The sequence below is a fragment of the Rhodococcus sp. NPDC077669 genome, from assembly GCF_040686915.1.
Lineage (GTDB): Bacteria > Actinomycetota > Actinomycetes > Mycobacteriales > Mycobacteriaceae > Rhodococcoides > Rhodococcoides fascians.
In genome coordinates this window covers 195,431-218,434 of record NZ_JBFBMD010000004.1, presented here as the reverse complement: position 1 = coordinate 218,434, position 23,004 = coordinate 195,431, and the positions used below count along the sequence as shown (strand labels likewise).

Below are 23,004 nucleotides of genomic sequence, written 5' to 3'. Positions count from 1 at the left end.
CGGGCTCGGATAGGCTCGGCTGCATGCATTCTTGGTCCAGCCCGGAGATCCCGACAATCCCAGGACAGGGTCCAGCGCTTCGGTTGTTCGATACCGCAGATCGCCAGGTCCGTCCGGTCACCCCCGGTTCGACCGCTCGCATGTACGTCTGCGGAATCACCCCGTACGACGCCACCCACCTGGGACATGCGGCAACGTATCTGACGTTCGATCTGATCAACCGCTTGTGGCGTGATGCGGGTATCGACGTGCACTACGTGCAGAACGTCACCGATGTCGACGATCCGCTGTTCGAGCGCGCGAATCGTGACGGTGAGGATTGGCGCGATCTCGGTGCGCGCGAGATCGAGCTGTTCCGCGCCGACATGGAGGCTCTGCGGGTCGTGCCTCCGCACGACTACATCGGTGCCGTCGAGTCGGTGGAGGAAGTTGTCGAACTGGTGGAGAAGCTAATGGCGTCCGGCGCTGCCTACGTCGTCGACGACGCCGAGTACCCCGACGTGTACTTCCGTGCCGACGCAACCGAGCAGTTCGGCTACGAATCCGGTTATGACCGCCCCACCATGGACACGTTCTTCGCCGAACGCGGCGGAGATCCCGATCGTGCGGGCAAGCGCGATTCACTCGATGCGCTGCTGTGGCGCGCGGTACGTCCCGGCGAACCGTCGTGGCCGTCGCCGTGGGGCCCCGGCCGACCGGGCTGGCACATCGAATGCGCTGCCATTGCACTCAATCGCATCGGAACCGGTTTCGACATCCAGGGCGGCGGAAGCGATCTCATCTTCCCGCACCACGAGTTCTCGGCGGCACACGCCGAGGCGGCAACCGGTGACCCTCGGTTCGCCCGGCACTACGTGCACACGGGAATGATCGGTCTCGACGGCGAGAAGATGTCCAAGAGCCGCGGCAACCTGGTGTTCGTCTCGAAGCTCCGCGCAGAGAACGTCGATCCGGCCGCGGTGCGGCTGGGCCTGCTCGCGGGCCACTACCGGCAGGATCGGCCGTGGTCCGACGAGGTCCTCGAGCGAGCACACACCCGCCTCGCGCTGTGGCGTCGAGCAGCGGCGCTCGAGTCCGCAGCGTCGGCCGACGACGTCGTCAACCGCCTGCGTCAGCATCTGGCCGATGACCTCGACACACCCAAGGCTCTCGACGCCCTCGACGCGTGGGCAAGTTTCGCAGTGGAGCGCGGTGGATCGGATGCGAGCGCACCCGGCACTTTCGCCGATGCGGTCGATGCGCTGCTCGGAGTTCCGCTGCGTTAGTCCGCGAGCCCCAGGCGTAGATCCGTCAGCAGATCCGGGATCAGGCGTTCTTCCATGACCGCTCGTCCCGAATCACGCAGTGCAGCAGCCAGTTCCGGGTCCCACGGAGTGTCCGTGGGATGCCCCTTCAGTGCTTCCGAGTTGCGCGCGTCCAGTGCGCGGCGGTACGAGTCGACGTCCATTCGCCACGGCACCGCGTCGTACCGGGCGAGTGCGCGGGTCACCATGTGCATTCCGGCCCAGTCGAAATCGGCACGCCATTCGATCGTGGTGCCGGGGGCGCGCGCAGCCAGCAGCCGATGCACTGCGGCCGAGGGCTGACCGTCGGTGCAGATCAAGCTGGCACAGTTCGAGCCGAGAGAGCGGGCTGCGGCCGCGAGCACAGCGACGTTCTCGCACACGAACACGGTCGACGAGCTGTTGGTGAGAGGGCCGCGCGCGAGCATGTCCACGGTGACGGGAAAGGGCACGCCCTCGTCGGCTGCTTCGTTGAGCCAGCGAGCCACGGAGTGCGTCTCTGCGACGCGGTAGCCGAGAACCAGTACCCGGCTCGACACGGCGTCGACCGACACTCCTGCCGTTTCCCACAGCGCTCTGATCCCCACTGGATCGACGGGTCGAGGCACGTTCTCGCGCAACGACAATGCATCGAGGACGAGTTTCGCGGCACCGCCGCCCGTGAGGGCCTTGGTATCACCGGTGGCCAGTTCCGCCAGCTCGGTGAGCGACATCCCGTCCACCGGAAGCAGCGCCAGGACTTGCGTTGCGACCCCGAGCGCGTCGACGGCGACGCGGCCACCGAGGGTGCCGTCCTGATTGAGCAACGACGCGATCCAGTGCTCGATCCACTCGCGATCGGTACCACCGCCGAGCGCCGCACGCGCCCGGTCGAGCGCATCGGCGCGCACCTGAGCCTTGTCGGCCGCAATGCGCTTCTTGTCCTGCAGCGGTGCCTGACCGGCGAGGGTGTCGATCAGACCGATACCGCCGTTGAGCGGATGGCTCAACCACGCGTCGAACCGCTCGAGATCGAGACGGGTGCTCCGTGCCCGAGAGTGCAGGCTGGAGTTGGACTTCGAGATGGCACTGCACAGACGCCACAGTTCCGGCGCATCACTCAGGTCGACGGTGATGTTGCCGCCGACACGAAGCCAGTTGGACTCCAACTTCTTTCGCGCAGCGTCCAGCAGCGCCGCCAATTCGACGCTGCCTCGCCACTCACTGTTACCGGCCAAACTCCAGCCCACCTTCCGTTCGGGTCGGCACCCGGCGGGTCAACGGTGATCCGAGGGCTGCTGCGAGGTCGGTGCCGTCGTGTTCGGCGAACAATTCACCGTTCTCCCACACCAGAAGTGCTGCGCTGACGGTGTTCTCGGCGGTCGAGTGCGCCAAATCGTAGTGTGCGCAACCGGGGACGTCCGCGTAGGTGATCCACAGGTCGTAACCGGTCATGAACAGATCCAGGTCGAATTGCACACTCAGTCCGAGCAATTCGCTACGACCGTTGTCGTCGACACCGGCGAACGCCTCGTCCAGCGCCAGCAACCGCGGCGAATGCGGATCGGCGGACGAGAGCATCACGTGCGCCGCGGCGAACAGCGGCAAATGCAGCGACACCGATTGCTCACCGCCCGAGAGCGCACTGTGACGAGCGACGGTCAGGCGATCCTCGTTGCCGTCGCCGCTGATGAGCGTGAACGCGAATACCCGCCACCGGCGATAGTCCAGTGTCGCGGAAAGGATCTCGGGATACGACCGTTCCGGATGTGCCGCACGAGCGATCCTGATCTCCGATGCGAAGTGTGCGCGCATCGCGGCCAGATCGTCCTGGCTCAGCGCCGAGGCATCGCGGTCGAGCAGCTTGGACACTGCCCGCGCACCGTCGTCGAGGTTGTCCGCGAGCACCCAGTGCACGCCGATCGTGTTGCCCGAGGACATACGGCGTTGCTTCATCTCGGCGGACATCTGTGCGATCAGCTCACGCGCGTCGACGGTGCGCTCGTGAATCTGCTGCGCCAACCCGGTCAGCAGCGCGTCTTCGAGAATTCGGCGTTCCTGCTCGGTCAAGAGCAGTTCCTGGTCGGCCCGGGCCGCACCGATGCGATCGGCGAAGTCTCCGACCGAGGAATAGCCCTGCTCGTCCTGCACGCGTACCACCGTCAACCCGTCCGGTGCGTCCCACTGCAGGCGGTAGTCCTGACCGGAAGCGGCCAGTTGCGAGTCGAACTCCTGCAGTGCGCTCGTCAGCGCCGTTCGTGTCGACTTCCGGCTCGAGTCGCTCACTTTCACCGACGCCGTCGCCGTGTCGAGAGCCGAATGCAGCGCGAGCACCACCGGTGGAAGTACCGGGACGTCGTCGTCGGGGCCGGCGGCCTGCTGAACCCGATACAGGATCTGTTCGACCGTCAGCCACGCCGAGTCGCTGGCCGGCCACGTGTACGTCTCGTGCACGCCGAGGATGTGCAGCAGATCCTTGCGGGCGTACGGTGCCAGTCGGACGGCATCACCCAGGGTCTCGGTCACGGCGGCGCGCAGGCTCTCGAGCGCCGTGTTGCATGCACCCTCGGCCTTGCCGATCGCCTCGCCGGCTTCCTTGTCCGCCTTTCGGGCTGCTCGCTGCTCGGCTCGGCACTTCTCGATGCGATCGCGCGCGTTGTCGAGATCGGTGTTGATCTGTTCGGCCGTGGCACCGAGTTTCTCGCTCAGCAATTCCAGACGCTGCAGCTGTTGCCGATAGCTCTCGTCGGCTATCGCGGCTTCCTCGGCGAGTTCCTCGGCCAGTCCGGTGGCCTCCTCGAGGCGGTTGGTGGCCTCGCGCGCCCGCTCGGTCTCGCGTGCGTGGTCGCTGCGTTTACGGATGACCGCTGCGCCCTGATGCTCGAAATGGCGAATCGCTGCGGCGAGGGCATCGACATCGCGGCCCAGGTATGGGGTGCGATGGGCCACGGCGACGGAGCGCAGTTGTTTCTCTTTCGCGGACAGGTCGGCGATCGCCTGGTCGAATTCTCTGTCTGCCGCTGCAGACGCATCTTTCGAGGTGCGCAGCGCGCCTGCGGCTGCCGTGACGGCACGTTGCGCCTTCACGATGGCCGAGACTCGGGGGAGCTGCTTGGCGGCCGCGTTCAACGCCTGCACCAGCTCGCGTGCCGCCAGCTCGGCGGCGGTCGCGGTCGCGAGTTCGGCTGTCGCGGAATCGATCGCAGCACCGAGCTCGGCGATGCGCTGCTCTCGCCGACGCGCCCGCGCCGTGGCACCGATGTACTCGGCATCCGGTTTTGCGTGGCGACCCTGCTGCACTCCCTGCCAGTACCGACCGTCGACGCCTATCGAGACAGAACTGTCCGAGGGGTCGTTTCGATCCTGCTGCAATGCAATCGAATTCAGTACATCGAGAATTCGCGATTCCTGGACGGCAGTACCGGGCTCGGGTTCCAGCACGGACGCGAGCGTCGACCCGGTCGGCCTCGCGGCCACCGGTAGCGGCGACAGATATTGCTCCGACGTCGCGTCGACGGGGGAGTCTGCGGTCGGGTGGATCCACCCGTCGAGCAGGTTCGCGGCCTGCAGTGCGGATTCGATCCCCGCCGCGTCGGCAGAGGAGACCGCATCGGCAAACCGAACCAGTTGCCACAGCGGTGCGCCCGGGAGATCTGCTCGGCTGTCGGTGCGCGCTGCGAACGGTGGTGGGGCATCGTCGTGTTCGGCTCGTACCAGGGACAGTTCGCCCCGCAGCGCCTTCACCTCGGCCTCGCGCGCGGCCACGTCGACGCGTGCCTGTGCCTGCCGGGCGCGAATCGCGTCGATACCGTCCGAGGTCTGCTCGGCGAGCACGGATTCCAGGCTCGGGGCGTCGTCGTCGCCGATGCCTGCCAGGGCTGCGTCGAGGGCCTCGAACACAGCGGAGGTGATGCCCGCGGAGGAGTAGAGCGACGAGTTGCTCGACCACCAGGCCCGCAGGCCCGAAGCGAACTGCGCCTTCTCCAGGTCCACCGTCGCCTCGGCCTCGGTGACGGCAGCCGCGGCTGCTTCGAGCAACTCGCGCGCCTTCGTTGCGGCCTTCTCCGCGCGAGCGCGTTCCGTCGACGCCTTCTCGACGGTGGCCAGCGCCTCACGCACTGCACGTACGTCGCCGTCCCGTTCCTCGGCGTGCCCACGAAGCGCGGTACTGATCTGATCACTGCGCGCCGTGCCGGGCAGCGGTGTCCACACGATGCCCGCGTCCTCGGCCGCAGTCTGCAGCTCGTCCTCTGCGCGAGTCACTCCGGCAACGGAGTCCCGGAGTGCCGAATCCGCCCGGGCCGCCTCGGCCGTGCGCTGCTCCAGTTCTGCTTGCGCTTTGCGTGCGCGATCGGCCTGCTGCGCCGTCGAGACCTCCAGCTTCGCAGCGGATTCGGCGAGATCGTCCAGTTGCTGCTTGCCCTCGTACGCGCTCGAGCGCTGCAGGGTCTCCCGGTCCGCGACGGCCTGATCGAGCGCACGCTCGGCCTCGTCGAATCGAGTCTCTGCGGCCGCCCGTTCCAGCAGACGCCGGTCCTTCAGGGCGGCGGCGGCGAAGTGTGCGGTGGTCGCGTGCGTCACGGCTTCGAGCCGACGCGAGACTTGTTCGACGTCCGAACGGGTTTGTACGCAAAGGTATTTGGAGTAGACCGACACGAAGTTCCTGGCCGCCTGATCGGCTTGGGCCAGTCCCTCCAGCGCGCGTCCGACTTCCTCCATGTCGCTGAAGGAACGTGCTGCCTCGAGCACCAGTTGCTCGTCGAGGGGACGCAGACCGTCGGTCAGCGCCTGGGACAACCCTTTCGGATCGAGATTCTTGGCCAACTGCGGACGGCGAAGTGTCAGAATCAAATTGATCAACTGGTCGTACCGTTGCGCGCCGAGCCCGAACATCCGGGCATCGATCGCGGCGCGGTAGTCGACCGGACGATCGGTCAGTGCATCGCTGCCGAGTTGTTCGGCCAACTGCTTCTTCGTGAGCGGCCGGTCGTCGGAGCCCAACAACGAGAAGTCGACGCCCACTCGGCCGTCGGCCACGAAGTACCAGCGGGTCACCTTGTCGTTGTGACGGCTCGCCCGCATACCGATTCCGACCGTCACCGATTCGGGGTCCTCGCGCGAGCCGCGGCCGAACTCCATCCACACGTACGAGTGCGCGCTTTCCTGCCCTCGGTAGAGCAGGTTGGACTTCATCGTTCGTTCTTCACCGGCGAACGGATTGAGCCGGCGCGGTTCGATCCGGCCGTCGAGGACGAAGGGAAACAGCACTTCGAGCGCTTTGGTCTTGCCGGATCCGTTGGGTCCGCGCAGTACCAATCGACCGTCGGCGAAGGAGAACTCCTGATCCCGGTAGTCCCACAGGTTGACGATTCCGGCGCGCGTGGGCCGAAAGCGATTCGAGTGTGCGGTCATCTGCTCAAGCCTCTACTTCGGATGGATCGGTACTGGGGGCTTGTTCGGTGCCGAACAGCGAGTCCTGCGGGGCTCGGTCACGCACGCTGACCATCACGTCTCGGTACCGAGCGATCACCGGCAGTACCAGCACGCCGCCGGACACGCTGTGTATCAACCGAAGTCGATGCAACAGCGCGATCGCTCGTATGCGCAGACCATCCCGGTCGGTCTGCCACTGCGCCGCGAACGTGCGACCGAATCGGTCCACGAGATCGTCGACGACCGAGACCAGCCAACTGTCCTCGATCAGCGGGTACTGTGTGCGCTCAGCCGAGTTCTCGACCGTCGTCGGATCGGCGGGAAATCCGAAATCGGCCAGGTCGCCGAAGATTCCGCCGCCGGGGATCGCGTCGTCCAGCTGTTCGACGAGTAGGTCGCTCGCAGGTAGCGGATGCGTTGTGAGCGCCGGAGCGTCGGGATCCACGACCCGATCGGAGATTTCTCCCGCGATGAGCAACGCCACCTGAGCGATCGTTCCGGTGCTGGGAAAGCGGTGGTCGGACAACCGTCCCGAGGTGTCGATGAGGGCCACGCCCTCGGCGCGACGCTCGGCAACGAGACCGGTGAGCAACTCGACGTCGGCGACGGTGCGCGAGGCGGTCAGGGCGGTGCGTGCGTCTCCGTCGAGATCGTCGAGATAGACGACGGGGTGTTCGACCAACGCTCGGCGTACCGCACGCAGCGTTTCCTTCGGGTCTGCCTCACGCCCGGACTCGATGTGTCCGAGATCGGAATCCTCGGGATCGATCGGGGCATCCGAGCCGGCCAGCAGGCCACGAATCGAACGCAGGTGCTGCACGGCACGCGGCGGCCGAAACATCGCGACGACCACCGATCGGTCGATGTCGTACAGGGCCTCACCGGCCGTCGGATTGTTCGCCCAGCCCGTGGCGTCGCCGTCGGCCAGCGAGATCGCACCACGCGTGGCCAGCCATCCGATCGCGTCGACGAATGCGTCTCGGTCGCTCGCGCGGTCGGTCGTGAGTTCGACGCCGTCCACCTGACTCGACTCCGTCGCCACGTGATCGGCGAGTTCGGACAGAGTGATCTGGTTTCCGGCCCGACCGAGCGCGGCAAGCGCCAGCGCCAGATACGCGTACCTGCGGCGGTCGAACACCCGCTCGGACGGCGTTCGCGCGGGTTGACTGTCGTCGAGACGATCGATCACGGGGAACAGACGCGCGGTCGTCTCGGTGACCTCGAAGCGGTAGCCGAACAGCTCCAGGAGATCCTCACGCAGTTCGGTTGCCCACCTGCGCAGCAGCGGTAACGCGATTCGATCGGGGTACGTCGCGGTGACCAGGTGGTTGGACAACGCGACTCGGGCAGCCCGCTGGTAGGAATCCAGAGCGAGCGAGGAGATTTCACGTGCTCTCACCGGCGGGCCACCTCACTGACGTCGAGGGCGAGGCGGTCCAGATGCAATCGGCCACGGCTGGTGCGCACGATCGTCGAACGGTCGCTGTCGCTCAGCGTCAGGCGCACGCCACTGTCCGATCCGGACGAGTCCGAGGTGCGTCCGCTCACGCGTACCCGGGCAGTCAACGCGGCGTTGAGCAGGCTCAGCAACACTTCGGTTTCCTGCTCGTTCAGAATGCGGTCGTGGATTCCGGCCGAGGCGAGCGACTGCGCCGCGGCACTGCGTGATCGCTGCGACTCGAGTTGCTGCTCGCGCAGTCGTCTGATGCCGCCGTCGTTGCGCTGTACCCGCCCTGGAACGCCGGGAGTCGGAGTGCGTCCGGTCTCGGCCAGCGTGCGCGAGATCTCGACCGGCGGTGCCTCCCACCATGATCGGGACATGGGGATGATGTCGGCGTCGGGATGGACCATCGACAGGTGCCGGGGTCGGCCGAGGCCGAACACGGCGTGAAACAGAGCATGTGCGCTGTCCTCGGTGGGAGCAGCAGCGAACCAGCCGGCGAGGTGACGCAGTTGGCTCTCGCGACTCACACCGCCCTTCCGAGTTTCGGTGACGCGCCGCAGCAGTGACAGCACAGCAGCGATCGCGCTCATCGTGCCCTCGCGGAGGCGCTCGGATTCGCTGAGCTCGGATTCGGCCGCGACGAACCAGTGCGACAACCCGGCCCATCGGTCGGTCCAGTCCGCTCGCCGTTCGTCGACGGAGAGAAAGACTCGTTCGTCGCTGATCGCGGCACGGTCGACGAGTTCCTCGATGCCGGTGCTCTCGACGAGTGCGATCGCTTCCGCCAACTTGGGGGCATAGCGGGTGAGATCGGAGCTGAACTCACGCATGTGCGTGAGCAGTGCATCCTTGTGCGCCAAGAACGATTCGGGCGTGATCTCGGTGGTGCGCACCAGGTCGCCCAGCACCAGATAGAAGTGGGCGGCGCGGGTCGCCATCTCCGACAACGTCGAATCGAGTCTGCTGAGCTTGCGGTAGATGCGGTCGCCGTCGGCCTGACGGTTCGCCTCGGCCAGCTCGTGCATGTCGGCCAGCAGCTCGGGCAGCACCAGCCGGGACAGCGAGGCGTCGTCCAGGCGCGCACCGAGCACGTCCTCGACCGCGCGGTAGGCCTTGTAGCCGGCCTGACCGAACTGGTAGACGAAGTGCCGGTTGCGGTATTCGGCGAGGGTCGCGGCGCGGGTGCCGTCGTAGCTGCGTTCGAGCAGACCCCAGGTGTGGAGTTGATCGAGCAGGGGTGCGATGTCCAGTGTGGTCAGCGCGTCGTGACGCCCGGGGCTACGAGCGATGAGATCGGCGACCTCGCCCGAGTGCAGCAACACCACGTAGTTCGCGCGAGCGGTGTCGAACGCCCGCAGTACTGCCAGGTATTCGGATCTTTTCTCGGCGACGGCGAACGAGAAGAGACCGAGACGGTCTTCCTCCACGAACGCATTCGCGGCACCCAGCCGTGCGTCCTCGCCTGATTCGGTCACTGGAACAGGGTAGGGGGTAGGAGTGGAGCCTGCGGAATGACCCTGGTGGGAGGAGTGGAGCCTGCGGAATGACCCTGGTGGGAGGAGTGGAGCCTGCGGAATGACCCTGGTGGGAGGAGGGGAGCCTGCGGAATGACCCGGGGGGTAGGAGTGCCAATTGTTCGACCGTGCCGGTTACAGCTCCACGATCACTTTTCCGTCCACCACGGCCGCGGGGTAGGTGCGCACCGGGTCGATGCCGCTCGGGCAGGTGCCGTCGTCGAGAGAGAAGGCGTATTGATGAAGTGGGCAGACGACTACGGACCCGTCGATCTGGCCGTCGGCCAGTGGTCCGCCCCGGTGCGGACAGACGGCGTCCATCGCCCGCACCGAGCCGTCACTTAGCAGGAACACCGCGACCTGTTTGCCATCCACGACGTAGGCCCGTCCCTCGCCGGGAGTCAGGTCTTCCAACGCTCCCACCGGGACGCTCATCGGACCGGCACCTGTGGCAGCGGGAGCAGTGGCAGCGAGGGTGCGAACTGCGCAGGCGATTTGGGTGCCGTGCGGTCCTGCCATGGGTCCACGTAGCCGTCGACCGATGTTTGCAGTCGCTCGTCGAGTCCGGCGACGATGCCGTCACGGTCGTCGATCAGAACGCTCTGCAGTTCCTCCAAGCCGACGCGCGGAACCCAGGCGTACGTCCGTTCGAGCCACTGCGCGTTCTCCCGATAGTGCTGGATGAATCTGCCTGCCACTGTCATCACCTCCTCGGCTCCCGTCACGGTGGCCAACAGATCTCCCTTGCGGATGTGAGCCCCGGCCGCGCCGCCGACGTAGATCTCCCACCTGTCCTCGCCGACCGAGACCACGCCGAAGTCCTTGCACAGCGCCTCCGAGCAGTTGCGCGGGCAGCCGGCGACCGCGAGTTTGAGTTTCGCGGGAGTCTCCAAGCCTTGGAACCGCTCTTCGAGCGCGATGCCGAGAGCCGTCGAGTCGCCGAGACCGAAGCGGCAGAAGTCGCTGCCCACACAGGTTTTCACCGTGCGCATGCTCTTGCCGTAGGCGAAGCCGGAGGGCATGTCCAGATCGCCCCACACCTTGGGTAGGTCTTCCTTCTTGATCCCGAGGAGGTCGATGCGCTGTCCGCCGGTGACCTTGACCAGCGGCACGTTGTACTTGTCGGCGACGTCGGCGATCTTGCGCAGTTGATCCGGGGTAGTGACGCCACCCTTCATCTGCGGTACCACCGAGAACGTGCCGTCCCGCTGAATGTTGGCGTGCACCCGGTCGTTGATGAACAGTGCGCCGCGCTCGTCCACCCAATCCGGACCCCAGACGGTGCGCAGCAGTGACGCCAGCGGCATCTTGGCGGCGGCGTCCTCGACGCCGTCGGTCGCAAGCGCCGTGAACACCTGCGAGACTGCCCGGAGGTCCCGCGATCTGATTGCTTCGATCAGTTCCGGCTTCGTCATCGGGATACACGGCACGTACCGGTCTGCGGTGGGGTCCGCTTCGACCGCGCCACCGGATGCGCACGCGATGATGTCTTTCACCAACCCCTTGCAGGACCCACATCCCTTGCCTGCTCGGGTCTTCGCGGTCACATCGCTCAGATTCTTGGCACCGGCGTGCACGCAGGCCACGATGGCGCCCTTGGTGACGCCGTTGCAGTTGCACACCTGAACGTCGTCTGCCAGCTCCGCGGCTCCTGTTGCCGCAGAGGGCGTTCCCATGTCGAAGAGCATGCTGATGCGCTCGTCGGGCAGCGGCACCTTCTCGTCGAACGCCTGGGTGAGAAAGTTGGCCTTGGAGATGTCGCCCAGCAGAGTGGCGCCGACGAGCTTGTTGTTCCGCACGATGACCGATTTGTACGTGCCACTGCGTGGTTCGTAGAACTGAACGAATTCGTCGTCGTCGCGCTCGGGCGCGGTGATCCCCATCGACGCGACGTCGACGCCGGCCACCTTGAGCTTGGTCGTCAGACGCGAACCGTGATACGCGGCAGCGGGATCGGCACCGGTGAGTACATCGGCCAGGACAGCGGCCTGCTCCCAGAGGGGCGCGACGAGGCCGTACACCTCACCGCGGTGCTGACAGCATTCGCCGACGGCATAGATGGAACCCTCGTCCTCGCAACGTAATTGGTCGTCGACGACGATTCCGCGTTCGATGACCAGGCCGCCGGCGCGGGCGAAATCGACACTGGGCCGAATTCCGGCGGTCACGACGACCATGTCGGCGTCCAGCGAGGTGCCGTCGTTGAAACCGACGCCGATGACGGTACCGTCGTCCGACCGCAACACCGAGGTGGTTCTCTTCGAGGTGTGGACACCGACGCCGAGCGACTCGATCTTGTTGCGCAACACCCGTCCACCGCGCTCGTCGAGCTGCTGGTTCATCAGGTGCCCGGGGGAGTGCACCACGTTCACGTCCAGCCCCTGCGTCCGCAGTCCGTACGCTGCTTCGAGACCGAGCAGTCCGCCGCCGATCACCACCGCCGACACGTCGTCGCGCGACTGCGCCATCTGCAACATGCCGTTGGTGTCGGCGATCGTGCGGAATCCGAACACCCCACGTGCCAGTCTGCCGTCGGACTCGCGCAGACCGTCCATGTTCGGGAAGAACGTGTTGCTACCGGTGGCAATGATCAGTACGTCGTAGTCGACGGACCGACCGCTTTCGCAGACAACTGTTTTGGAGAACCGGTCGAGCGACACCGCTCGATCGCCCACGTGCAACGTCACGCCGTTCTCGCTGTACCAACTCATGGGGTTGAGAACGAGATCCTCGTCGTCGACGGTGGCCTCACCGGACAGCACGTGGGAGAGCATGATGCGGTTGTAATTGCCGTACGGTTCGTCGCCGATCATCGTGATCTCGAACAGCGAGCTGCCGTCTCGCTCGAGGATCTGTTCGACCGTCCGGGCACCGGCCATTCCGTTGCCGATCACCAGCAATCGCTGTCTTCCCGCAGTCATCAGACCAGCACCAGACCGAAGTCGACGACGACCTCTCCGTTGGTTCCGGCGGGGGCCGCGATCACCAGCTCGAGCACGGTATCGGGATCGACGTCCTCGACGACCCGCAACGGAATGTTGACGCCGCTCTTGGCCCCCATCGGGAACATACGCATCGGGCTGCCGTCGCGCAGCAAGGTCACGACCACCAGTTCATCGCTCGAATTACCGCCCCGGAAGTACAGCGGCTGAGCCGTCACCCCCTCGGGGACGACGAAACTCAGGCTGGGATCGATCAACTCGGGCTTGTCCAGACCGTTGCCGGTGAAGGAGAAGACGCCTTGCAGAAATCGCGGTGTGCTGGCCATACCCACGAGGCTCCGGTGTCGGGGTGACGCCACCGCTGCGGTGACGTTACGTCGGCATCAGAAAGACCTCACCGGCTCCCGGCTCCTCGTGTGCGTTCGGGTCAGAGCCCGAAGTTGCCCGGGCCGCGCCGCCGGAGGTACTTCTCGAACTCGGCGGCGATGGCGTCGCCGTCGATCTTGGCGATCGCATCGGACATGTCCACCTCGGCGTCACCACGCTCCTCGAGGCTGCGCACGTATTCGCTGATCTCCTCGTCCTCTTTGGTCATCTCGTTGACCGCCTCCTCCCACTCCTCGGCCTGCGTGGGCAGCTCTCCGAGCGGCACCTCGATGTCGAGTACGTCTTCGACCCGCTGCAGCAACGCCACGGTGGCCTTCGGATTCGGTGGCTGCGACACGTAATGGGGGACAGCAGCCCAGAACGACACGGCCGGCACACCTGCCTTGACACATTCGTCCTGCAGAACGCCGGTGATACCGGTGGGCCCCTCGTAGCGGGTCTGCTCGAGGTTGAACTGTTCGGCCGACTCGGTGCTGTAGGCAGTGCCGGTGACCGGGACGGGCCTGGTGTGCGGGGTGTCCGCCAGCAGCGCGCCGAGAATGACGACAGTTTCGACGCCCAGCTGCTCGACGAACTCGAGCAGGTCGTCGCAGAAGCTGCGCCACCGCATGTTGGGCTCGATACCGCGCAACAGGACCACGTCACGGTCGCTGCCGGGCGGTGAACACACCGACAATCGAGTCGACGGCCACTCGATCTCGCGGGTGACCCCGTCGACCTGACGAACGGTCGGCCGATTGACCTGGTAGTCGTAGTAGTCCTCGGAGTCCAGCTCGGCCAGTGGGCTGGCGTCCCAGATCAGCTCCAGATGTTCGACCGCGCCGCTCGCCGCATCGCCTGCGTCGTTCCAGCCCTCAAAAGCGGCGACCAGTATGGGGGAGCGCAGCTCGGGAATGTCGTCGTTCAGATCGTCCTCGTCGTAGTCGGCGTCGGCGTCTGTGGCGTTCGCCACAGCATCCTGCACGGCCTCGATCAGCGCGGCGTCCAAGGGGATGTCCGCGTCGGCACCTGATTTGTCCATTTTGTCGGTACCGTCGTCGGGCGGGGACTGATCATCGAGGTTTCGGGGACTCACCACGACAGCCTACGACTCGAGGTAACCGTGGTGCCCACTACTCTGTAGTGATGCCCGATCAACACAAGCCCGGTCTGCTCGATGCGATTTCACGTCGCGTTGTCATCGGCGACGGAGCAATGGGCACGATGCTCCAGGACGCCGACCTCACTCTCGACGACTTTCTCGGCCTCGAGGGATGCAACGAGATTCTGAACCACACCAGGCCCGACGTGCTGCGCGAGATTCATCGCGAGTACTTCGCGGCCGGCGCAGACGCCGTGGAAACGAACACGTTCGGATGCAACCTGCCCAACCTGGCCGATTACGACATCGAGGATCGAATCCGCGAGTTGGCCGAGAAAGGCACCCGGCTCGCCCGCGAGACTGCGGACGAAATGGGACCCGGCCGCGACGGGATGGATCGGTACGTCCTGGGTTCCATGGGCCCCGGAACCAAGCTCCCCACACTCGGCCACGCCCCGTTCGCACGGCTGCGCGATGCGTATACGGAGGCTGCGCTCGGAATGATCGACGGCGGTGCCGACGCCATTCTGGTCGAGACGTGCCAGGACCTACTGCAGGTCAAGGCCGCGATCATCGGTAGCCAGCACGCCATGGACAAGCTCGGCGTCCGAATCCCGATCATCACCCATGTGACGGTCGAGACGACGGGCGCAATGCTGGTCGGCAGCGAGATCGGTGCAGCCCTCACCGCGCTCGAACCGCTGGGCATCGACATGATCGGACTGAACTGCGCCACCGGCCCCGCCGAGATGAGCGAACACCTGCGCCACCTGTCCAAGCATTCCCGTCTTCCGGTATCGGTGATGCCCAATGCCGGACTGCCGACGTTGGGCGCGAAGGGTGCCGAATACCCACTGACCGCCCCCGAATTGGCCGACGCTCTGAGCGGTTTCGTCCGCGAGTACGGGCTGGCACTCGTCGGCGGATGCTGCGGCACCACCCCCGAGCACATTCGTCAGGTTGCCGACATGGTGCACGGGGCGACGAAGCTGGAACGGCAGCCGGCCCCGGAGCCAGGCGTCTCCTCGCTCTACACCGCCGTGCCGTTCGAGCAGGACGCCAGCATCCTGATGATCGGTGAGCGCACCAACTCCAACGGCTCCAAGGCATTTCGTGACGCGATGCTCGCCGAGGACTACGAGAAGTGCCTCGACATCGCCAAGGATCAGACCCGCGACGGCGCGCACATGTTGGACCTCAACGTCGACTACGTCGGCCGCGACGGTGCCGCCGACATGGCCGCACTCGCCAGCAGATTGGCGACTGCGTCGACGCTGCCGATCATGCTCGACTCCACCGAACCGGCCGTGCTCGAGGCCGGCCTCGAGCACCTCGGCGGACGTAGCGCCGTCAACTCGGTCAACTACGAGGACGGCGACGGGCCCGACTCGCGGTTCCAGAAGATCATGCGTCTGGTCAAGGAACACGGTGCCGCCGTCGTCGCTCTGACCATCGACGAGGAGGGGCAGGCGCGTACTGCCGAATGGAAGGTGCGTGTCGCCGATCGCCTGATCACCGACATCACCGAGAACTGGGGCCTGCGCCACGAGGACATCATCGTCGACACCCTCACCTTCCCGATCTCCACCGGCCAGGAAGAGGTTCGACGCGACGGCATCGAGACCATCGAGGCGATCCGGCAGCTCAAGGAGAAGTATCCGAAGGTGCACACCACCCTCGGGTTGTCGAACATCTCGTTCGGCCTCAATCCTGCTGCCCGGCAGGTGCTCAACTCGGTCTTTCTGCACGAGTGCACCCAGGCCGGCCTCGACACCGCCATCGTGCACGCGTCGAAGATCCTGCCGATGAACAAGATTCCCGACGAGCAACGCGAGACCGCTCTGGATCTGGTGTACGACCGCCGCCGTGAAGGCTACGACCCGTTGCAGAAGCTCATGCAGCTGTTCGAGGGCGTCTCGGCAGCATCGGCCCGGGAATCGCGCGCCGAGGAACTGGGTCGGCTGCCGTTGTTCGAGCGGCTCGAACGCCGCATCGTCGACGGCGAACGCAACGGCCTCGACACAGATCTGGACGCCGCGATGGCCGAGAAGCCGCCTCTCGAGATCATCAACGAGACGTTGCTGTCGGGCATGAAGACCGTCGGCGAGCTGTTCGGTTCCGGCCAGATGCAGTTGCCGTTCGTGCTCGCGTCCGCCGAGGTGATGAAGGCTGCCGTGGCGTACTTGGAGCCACACATGGAGGCCACCGACGACGACGGCAAGGGTCGAATCGTGCTCGGTACCGTCAAGGGCGATGTGCACGACATCGGCAAGAACCTCGTCGACATCATCCTGAGCAACAACGGCTACGAGGTGGTCAATCTCGGTATCAAGCAGCCGATTTCGACCATTCTCGAAGCCGCGTTGGACAAACGCGCAGACGTGATCGGCATGTCCGGGTTGCTGGTGAAGTCGACGGTGGTCATGAAGGACAACCTGATCGAGCTCAACTCCCGCGGCGTGGCGGAGCAATTTCCGGTGCTCCTCGGCGGCGCTGCTTTGACGCGGTCGTACGTCGAGAACGATCTGCAGGACGTGTACGAAGGCGACGTGCACTATGCGCGGGACGCGTTCGAAGGCCTGCGTTTGATGGACACCATCATGACCACCAAGCGCGGCGGCGGTCCGGCCCCCGACAGCCCCGAGGCGCTCGCCGCGAAAGCCAAGGCTGCCGAACGCAAAGAGCGCCACGAACGGTCGAAGCGCATCGCGGAGAAGCGCAAGGCCGCCGAGGCTCCGGTCGTGGTACCCGAGCGATCCGACGTCGCCGCGGACATCGACATTCCGGTACCGCCGTTCTGGGGCACCCGCATCGTCCGAGGCGTGTCCCTCGCCGACTACTCGGGCCTGCTCGACGAACGTGCCCTGTTCCTGGGGCAGTGGGGGCTGCGAGGAGCCCGCAAGGGCGAGGGCGCGACCTACGAGGATCTGGTGGAGTCGGAAGGCAAACCGCGCCTTCGGTATTGGCTGGATCGGCTCAGTACGGACGGCATTCTCGCGCACGCCGCATTGGTGTACGGATACTTCCCGGCCGTTTCGGAGGGCGACGACGTCGTCGTGCTCACCGAGCCCGAACCCGATGCGCCCGAACGCTTTCGGTTCACGTTCCCGCGTCAGCACCGCGACCGCTTCCTCTGCATCGCGGACTTCGTCCGATCACGCACTGCGGCAAGGGAATCCGGGCAAGTCGACGTGCTGCCGATGAACCTGGTCACCATGGGGCAGCCCATCGCGGACTTCGCGAACGAATTGTTCGCAGCCGACGCGTACCGCGACTACCTCGAGGTGCACGGGATCGGAGTTCAGCTGACCGAGGCTCTCGCCGAATACTGGCATCGCCGAGTGCGCGAGGAACTGAAACTGTCCGACGGCAAATCGGTCGCCGCGGAGGATCCCACCGAGGCCGAGGGGTACTTCAAACTCGAATACCGCGGAGCTCGTTACTCGTTCGGCTACGGGGCATGCCCCGATCTCGAGGACCGGATCAAGCTCGCCGCACTCCTCGAACCCGAGCGAATCGGCGTCAAGCTCTCCGAGGAACTGCAGCTGCACCCCGAACAGTCGACCGATGCGTTCGTACTTCACCACCCGGAGGCCAAGTACTTCAATGTCTAGAACCCACCTGCACGGTGTCCTGTGGGACATGGACGGCACCCTGCTCGACTCGGAGAAGATCTGGGACGTGGCCATCGGTGAGTACTCCCGCACACTGGGAACCGAACTCAGCGCGGAAGTACGCGAGAGCACCCTCGGCAATTCGATGCGAGACGCCTTGCGCAAAGTGCTGGCCAATGCATCGGTTGCGGTCACCGACGACAACCTGGCCGAGGGCCGCGAGTGGTTGACCACGCGCGTCGGCGACATGTTCGCCGAAGGTATTCCGTGGCGGCCCGGTGCCAAGGATGCTCTTGCACTCGTACGCGACATGGGCCTGGCGACCGGATTGGTCACCAACACCGAACGTGGGCTCGTCGAGCGTGCACTGGAGACACTCGGGCGCGACTACTTCGACATCACCGTCAGCGGCGACGAGGTCGAGTTCGGGAAACCGCACCCGGCGCCGTACCTGCGGGGTGCCGCGCTGCTCGGCGTCGACGTCGGTGCCTGCCTTGCAGTGGAGGATTCTCCGACAGGTTCCCTGTCCGCACATACTGCAGGCTGCCCGGTACTGGTCGTCCCGTCTGAGGTGGCTGTTCCGGCAGCGCCGGGATACACCATCCGCGACGGTCTGGTCGGACTGACCGCCGACGACGTCCGGCGGGCCTGGGCGGCCTGACTCCTCGAATCTCGACCGAATTGATTCCGCTGGATACCGACGTGAAAGAATACGAATCCGTGAAGACTTTCGATTCCCTGTTCGCCGAGCTCACCGACCGCGCGAAGACCCGCCCCGAGGGCTCGGGCACCGTCGCTGCGTTGGACGCAGGTGTTCATTTCCAGGGAAAGAAGGTCCTCGAAGAGGCCGGCGAGGTGTGGATCGCCGCCGAACACGAGAGCGACGCTGCACTCGCCGAAGAAATTTCGCAGCTGCTGTACTGGGTTCAGGTCATGATGGTGGGTAGGGGAATCGAGCTCGAGGACGTCTACCGACATCTGTGAGGCAAGGCCCGAACGTCTCCTGTGAACTCACCGATGAAGGAAAACTCCATGCTGCGTGTAGCCGTACCCAACAAGGGCGCGTTGTCCGAATCCGCCGCCGAGATCCTCAGCGAGGCCGGCTACCGGCGTCGGAGCGACTCCAAGGATCTGACCGTCCTCGACCCGGCCAACGGGGTCGAATTCTTCTTTCTCCGTCCCAAGGACATTGCCATCTACGTCGGGTCGGGCCAGCTCGATCTGGGCATCACCGGACGAGACCTGGCTCTCGATTCCGGGGCAGCGGTCGAAGAGCGCCTGGCGCTCGGATTCGGCCGGTCGACGTTCCGCTACGCGGCACCCGCGGGCAAGGAATGGGCACCCGAGGACTTGGGCGGACTGCGCATCGCCACCTCGTACCCCAATCTCGTGCGTAAGGACCTGGCCGAGCGCGGCTTGGAGGCCACGGTGATCCGTCTCGACGGGGCCGTGGAGATTTCCATTCAACTCGGTGTCGCCGACGCCATCGCGGACGTGGTCGAGTCGGGTCGCTCACTGCGTCAGAACAATCTCGTCGCGTTCGGCGAATCTTTGTGCGATTCCGAGGGTGTTCTCATCGAGCGCGCAGGCACGCCGGGCACCGACTCCGCACGCAAGCAGTTGATCGCTCGCGTACAGGGCGTCGTCTTCGCCCAGCAGTACCTGATGCTCGATTACGACTGCCCCAAGTCGATCCTCGACGAAGCCGTCAAGATCACCCCCGGCATCGAATCACCTACGCTCGCACCGATGGTCGACGACAACTGGGTTGCCGTGCGCGCCATGGTCTCTCGCAAGGTCCACAACAACGTGATGGACGAGCTCGCGGAACTGGGCGCGAAAGCCATTCTCGCCTCCGACATCAGGTCCTGCCGAGCGTTCTGAGTGCGTGGCGGAACGCCCGTCGTTCCGCCACGATCACGCGCGTCGGCGAACCAGCACTGTTTGCGCGATGCGCCCGACCGGCCCCAGTTCGTCACTGAGGGTGCCTGCGCACATGGCGATGCCGTCCGGACCCGTCGACGTCTCGGCCGACACTCCGATCCAGTCACCCTGGGGTTCGCGGAAGACGTGCACCGTCAGATCGGTGTTCAGGAACGTCCACTGCTCGATCGGCAATTTCGCACCCACACCGTTGGCGATGTCGGCAATCGAGAACAGCCGTTCCAGTGGCGTCATCGACTCACCCTGCACCAGAACGGGAGTCGGCTTCGCCCACACTTCACCGGGCCCCGCTGCGCCGAGCTCGGTGAGAAACTTGAACTCGACCGCGTCGAGGTATCCGGAGGTCCAGAGTCCGCCGAAGGTGCTGTCGACGCCGGCGCTCACCGGTCGCATCACCGAATCTCCCACGTGCACGACGTCGTCGGTGGGCTCGGTACGCATACGCCATGCGCTGCCCCGCGCCACCGCTCGCGCCGGCCCCGCTGATCCTCGAGCCCACAGTTCGGCGACGACGAGTTCGACATTAGCGCCCGGCCGCGCCGTCCATGCGCGAATCGTGATGTCCGACACCGGAACAGGTCCGAGAATGTCGACGACCACCCGGCTGATTCGAGTATCGGGTCTGGCGTCGACCCGCTCGAGTGCGCGGACCAACAACGCGGACGGCGGAGCGCCGTGCTGCATCGTCGGTGCCCACAGGCTGACGGTGTGCTCGGTCGCGGTGACGATCTCGTAACCGTCGTCGTCGACACCGGCAGGAACGAAGAAGGCGTCCGGACTCGTCACAGCTCCGTCTCCTCCTGCTCCGCAGCCGCCTGCGGCCAACCGGGGTACGGCGGGGGAGTGCCGCCGAACTCGGGGCACAGTGCCCGGTGATCGCACCACTTGCACAGTGCGCCTTTCTTGGCGCGGAAGTCGCCGGTCTCACCGGCCGCCAGAATCGCCTTCCAGATGGCCGAGAGCATGCGCTCGAAGCGCAGCAGCTCACCCTCGTCCGGTGCGTATGTCAGCTCCTGCTTGTCGGCGAGGTACATCAACTTCAGTTGCGCGGGAACGACTCCGCGCATGCGCATGATCATCAGCGCATAGAATTTCATCTGGAACAGAGCCTTGGATTCGGTGAACTCACGCGGCGCACGTCCGGTCTTGTAATCGACGACGCGAATCATTCCGTTGGGTGCGACGTCGATCCGGTCGATGAATCCGCGCAGCGGCGTTCCGTCGTCCAACGCGATCTCGACGCGCTGTTCGCAGGACTCGGGATCGAAGTGCGTGGGATCTTCGAGTTCGTAGTACCCGTCCACCAGGGCACGAGCCCGGTCGAGAAACGCCGGACGGTCGTCCGCCGGAACCAGCGACGCGATGTCGGGTGACTCGGCCACGACCCGATCCCAGGCCGGGTCCACCAGGTCGCGCGCAGTGGTGGGCACTCGATCGCGGGCAGGGAGTGCGTACAGGGCCTCGAGTGCGGCATGCACCACAGTTCCCTTCACCTGTGCCTCGGTGGAGACCTCGGGAAGCCGGTCCACGGCACGGAAGCGATACAACAGTGGGCACTGCTTGAAATCACCTGCGCGAGAAGGAGACAGAGCCGGGGTACTGCGGTTGCCGGACCTCGAACGCGGTACGTCGGCGCTGTCACCGACATCGAGAAGAGGTAAGTCGATGGGGCTCGACACGGAAATACTCACGACTGCGAGACTATGCCGCTGGTCCGACATCTTCGGTGAAGGCCGTAGTCTGGCACGTCGAGTCGTCCCCCGACGCCCGCCGATCGAGGCCGAGCGTCACATCGCAACGAAAGCAGGTCCGCTGTGTCCTCCGGTGATTCCACATCCGCGTCGACCGACGGATTCGAGGCCGACGCCGCGTTCGACGCCACGGTCGACGCATCGCTGCCCAGTGCGGACGACGTGGTCACTGCCACGACCGACGAGATCGAACTCGACCCGAATGTCACGTCCGGCGCGGAGGCCACTCCAGCTGCCGACGCCACAGCTGCAGACGCACCGGCGGAGACCGGTCCCGCCCGCAGTGGGCCGTTTCGAGTGGGCGATCGAGTTCAGCTCACCGACGGCAAGGGTCGTCACTACACGGTGGTACTGGAAGCCGGTAAGGAATTCCATACTCACCGCGGCGGCATCACTCACGACAAACTGCTCGGTGCCGACGAGGGCAGCGTCGTCACCTCCGTCAACGGCACCCCCTACCTCGCGCTGCGGCCGCTGCTGACCGACTACGTGCTCTCGATGCCCCGCGGTGCCCAGGTGATCTACCCCAAGGACGCGGCGCAGATCGTGCACGAGGGTGACATGTTCCCCGGCGCACGGGTGCTCGAGGCCGGTGCAGGATCCGGCGCTCTGACGTGCTCACTGCTGCGTGCAGTCGGTACAGCAGGAACGGTCATCTCCTACGAGATCCGGCAGGACCACGCCGACTATGCCGTGAAGAACGTCGAGACGTTCTTCGGCGAGCGCCCGTCGAACTGGCACCTGACCGTGGCAGACGTCGACCAGTTCGGTGTCGATCGTCCGGGTGAGCAGGTCGATCGGGTGGTCCTGGACATGCTCGCGCCGTGGGACGCGTTGCCCGCGGTGTCCAAGGCCCTCGTCCCCGGTGGGGTGCTGCTGGTCTACGTGGCCACGGTGACGCAGCTGTCCAAGGTCGTCGAGGCGCTACGCGCACAGGAGTGCTGGACCGAACCTCGATCGTGGGAGTCGATGGTTCGCGGCTGGCACGTGGTGGGTCTCGCGGTTCGCCCCGAGCACCGCATGCAGGGACACACGGCATTCCTCGTCAGCGTTCGACGCCTCGCCGAGGGCACCGTGACCCCGAAACCGCAGCGTCGTTCCGGTAAGGGCTGACGCTGCAGGCTCGGCTGCCGACTCAGACGCAGGGTGCCTGGCCCATGGCCAGGATCTGGCACGTGCTGGCGTCCGACAGCTTCCAGGTGCCATCGATCAGCACCCAGGTCTGCGGTGCCGGAGCCGCGGTCCCGCGTGGAGTGGCGATGGCGACGTCCGCGGTGGACGTCTCACCGGCGACGGTCGGTTCCGACACCTCGAAGGTGATCGCTCCGTAGTTCGCCAGTGCGGCGGTCATCGTCTCCAGGTTCGTCAGGCGCGCCTGACCGTTCTCCACTGCCGCAGCCTTGGTCGCTGCGTCCACGTCCGGTGCGACCAGCTGCTGCAGCGAGGTCTGCAATTCGGCGACGGTAGGTGCTGTGACAGCCGGCCCGGCGGTGGTCGTCGGCATGGAGTCGCTGGTCGACGCGGAATTGTGATCGGCGTGATCGGATTCATCGCTCGAACTGCATCCTGCACCCACCAGAGCCACCGCGGCTACTGCGACGCTTGCCGAGAGAATACGCATTTTCACTGGTG

17 protein-coding genes are annotated in these 23,004 nt (G+C 65.6%); 6 read left to right on the top strand and 11 right to left on the bottom strand.

The window, feature by feature from the left end; translation table 11 throughout:
- Nucleotides 1–23 precede the first annotated feature (23 nt).
- Nucleotides 24–1,265 (top strand): cysteine--1-D-myo-inosityl 2-amino-2-deoxy-alpha-D-glucopyranoside ligase, encoded by a 1,242-nt coding sequence (gene mshC, locus AB0P23_RS07180; RefSeq protein ID WP_206497544.1) that lies wholly within the window; start codon nt 24–26, stop codon nt 1,263–1,265.
- Here mshC and AB0P23_RS07175 read toward each other — a convergent pair.
- The 8 genes from AB0P23_RS07175 to AB0P23_RS07140 form a co-directional block, all read right to left on the bottom strand.
- Nucleotides 1,262–2,500 (bottom strand): DUF2399 domain-containing protein, encoded by a 1,239-nt coding sequence (locus tag AB0P23_RS07175; RefSeq protein WP_363797134.1) that lies wholly within the window; start codon nt 2,498–2,500, stop codon nt 1,262–1,264. The two genes, mshC and AB0P23_RS07175, sit on opposite strands and share 4 nt — an antisense overlap.
- Nucleotides 2,490–6,674 carry a TIGR02680 family protein gene (locus AB0P23_RS07170; RefSeq protein ID WP_032400756.1) on the bottom strand — a complete coding sequence of 1,395 codons (4,185 nt, stop codon included), beginning with the start codon at nt 6,672–6,674 and terminating at the stop codon, nt 2,490–2,492. Before AB0P23_RS07170 ends, AB0P23_RS07175 begins: the two co-directional genes overlap by 11 nt.
- Before the next feature lie 4 nt (nt 6,675–6,678).
- On the bottom strand, nt 6,679–8,094 hold the full coding sequence (locus AB0P23_RS07165) for a DUF2398 family protein (protein ID WP_032370531.1): 1,416 nt from the start codon (nt 8,092–8,094) through the stop codon (nt 6,679–6,681).
- A complete protein-coding gene (locus tag AB0P23_RS07160; protein WP_308051208.1) occupies nt 8,091–9,566 on the bottom strand; it encodes a TIGR02677 family protein in 1,476 nt (491 codons plus the stop codon). Before AB0P23_RS07160 ends, AB0P23_RS07165 begins: the two co-directional genes overlap by 4 nt.
- Before the next feature lie 222 nt (nt 9,567–9,788).
- Nucleotides 9,789–10,088, bottom strand: coding sequence for a Rieske 2Fe-2S domain-containing protein (locus AB0P23_RS07155; RefSeq protein ID WP_032400754.1), 300 nt, complete (start codon nt 10,086–10,088; stop codon nt 9,789–9,791).
- Nucleotides 10,085–12,574, bottom strand: coding sequence for a nitrite reductase large subunit NirB (gene nirB / locus AB0P23_RS07150; protein WP_032365799.1), 2,490 nt, complete (start codon nt 12,572–12,574; stop codon nt 10,085–10,087). Before nirB ends, AB0P23_RS07155 begins: the two co-directional genes overlap by 4 nt.
- The gene (locus tag AB0P23_RS07145) at nt 12,574–12,921 is read right to left on the bottom strand and encodes a hypothetical protein (RefSeq protein ID WP_032365800.1); all 348 of its coding nucleotides are present in this window, start codon (nt 12,919–12,921) and stop codon (nt 12,574–12,576) included. The genes nirB and AB0P23_RS07145 overlap by 1 nt, the downstream gene beginning before the upstream one ends.
- Nucleotides 12,922–13,022: 101 nt before the next feature.
- Nucleotides 13,023–14,003: a PAC2 family protein gene (locus AB0P23_RS07140; protein WP_230073645.1), complete on the bottom strand. Its 981-nt coding sequence runs from the start codon at nt 14,001–14,003 to the stop codon at nt 13,023–13,025.
- A gap of 104 nt (nt 14,004–14,107) precedes the next feature.
- Between AB0P23_RS07140 and metH the strand changes: the two genes are divergently transcribed.
- From metH to hisG, 4 genes are read left to right on the top strand one after another with little or no spacing between them, the layout of a single operon-like run.
- The gene (gene metH, locus AB0P23_RS07135; protein ID WP_032365802.1) at nt 14,108–17,677 is read left to right on the top strand and encodes a methionine synthase; all 3,570 of its coding nucleotides are present in this window, start codon (nt 14,108–14,110) and stop codon (nt 17,675–17,677) included.
- Nucleotides 17,670–18,338 (top strand): HAD family phosphatase, encoded by a 669-nt coding sequence (locus AB0P23_RS07130; protein ID WP_032365803.1) that lies wholly within the window; start codon nt 17,670–17,672, stop codon nt 18,336–18,338. The genes metH and AB0P23_RS07130 overlap by 8 nt, the downstream gene beginning before the upstream one ends.
- Before the next feature lie 41 nt (nt 18,339–18,379).
- Complete coding sequence (locus AB0P23_RS07125) at nt 18,380–18,661, top strand: phosphoribosyl-ATP diphosphatase (protein ID WP_197077479.1); 282 nt, start codon at nt 18,380–18,382, stop codon at nt 18,659–18,661.
- Nucleotides 18,662–18,709: 48 nt separating this feature from the next.
- Nucleotides 18,710–19,561 carry an ATP phosphoribosyltransferase gene (gene hisG / locus AB0P23_RS07120; protein ID WP_032372777.1) on the top strand — a complete coding sequence of 284 codons (852 nt, stop codon included), beginning with the start codon at nt 18,710–18,712 and terminating at the stop codon, nt 19,559–19,561.
- Nucleotides 19,562–19,594: 33 nt separating this feature from the next.
- On the opposite strand, the gene AB0P23_RS07115 is transcribed toward hisG, so the two are convergent.
- Both AB0P23_RS07115 and AB0P23_RS07110 read right to left on the bottom strand, forming a co-directional pair.
- Nucleotides 19,595–20,350, bottom strand: coding sequence for a thioesterase family protein (locus AB0P23_RS07115; RefSeq protein WP_230591947.1), 756 nt, complete (start codon nt 20,348–20,350; stop codon nt 19,595–19,597).
- A 53-nt stretch (nt 20,351–20,403) separates the two neighbouring features.
- Entirely contained in the window at nt 20,404–21,210 is an 807-nt protein-coding gene (locus AB0P23_RS07110; protein ID WP_045841904.1) for a RecB family exonuclease, read from the bottom strand.
- Nucleotides 21,211–21,435: 225 nt separating this feature from the next.
- Between AB0P23_RS07110 and AB0P23_RS07105 the strand changes: the two genes are divergently transcribed.
- Entirely contained in the window at nt 21,436–22,485 is a 1,050-nt protein-coding gene (locus tag AB0P23_RS07105; protein WP_268987767.1) for a tRNA (adenine-N1)-methyltransferase, read from the top strand.
- A 22-nt stretch (nt 22,486–22,507) separates the two neighbouring features.
- Here AB0P23_RS07105 and AB0P23_RS07100 read toward each other — a convergent pair whose 3' ends face one another.
- The gene (locus AB0P23_RS07100; protein ID WP_032365805.1) at nt 22,508–22,993 is read right to left on the bottom strand and encodes a hypothetical protein; all 486 of its coding nucleotides are present in this window, start codon (nt 22,991–22,993) and stop codon (nt 22,508–22,510) included.
- Between the last annotated feature and the right edge of the window lie 11 nt (nt 22,994–23,004).

Coding starts and splice junctions, on each gene's coding strand:
- mshC (WP_206497544.1), top strand. CDS start 24: ATGCATTCTTGGTCCAGCCCGGAGATCCCGACAATCCCAGGACAGGGT.
- AB0P23_RS07170 (WP_032400756.1), bottom strand. CDS start 6,674: ATGACCGCACACTCGAATCGCTTTCGGCCCACGCGCGCCGGAATCGTC.
- AB0P23_RS07155 (WP_032400754.1), bottom strand. CDS start 10,088: ATGAGCGTCCCGGTGGGAGCGTTGGAAGACCTGACTCCCGGCGAGGGA.
- nirB (WP_032365799.1), bottom strand. CDS start 12,574: ATGACTGCGGGAAGACAGCGATTGCTGGTGATCGGCAACGGAATGGCC.
- AB0P23_RS07145 (WP_032365800.1), bottom strand. CDS start 12,921: ATGGCCAGCACACCGCGATTTCTGCAAGGCGTCTTCTCCTTCACCGGC.
- AB0P23_RS07140 (WP_230073645.1), bottom strand. CDS start 14,003: ATGGACAAATCAGGTGCCGACGCGGACATCCCCTTGGACGCCGCGCTG.
- metH (WP_032365802.1), top strand. CDS start 14,108: ATGCCCGATCAACACAAGCCCGGTCTGCTCGATGCGATTTCACGTCGC.
- AB0P23_RS07130 (WP_032365803.1), top strand. CDS start 17,670: ATGTCTAGAACCCACCTGCACGGTGTCCTGTGGGACATGGACGGCACC.
- hisG (WP_032372777.1), top strand. CDS start 18,710: ATGCTGCGTGTAGCCGTACCCAACAAGGGCGCGTTGTCCGAATCCGCC.
- AB0P23_RS07100 (WP_032365805.1), bottom strand. CDS start 22,993: ATGCGTATTCTCTCGGCAAGCGTCGCAGTAGCCGCGGTGGCTCTGGTG.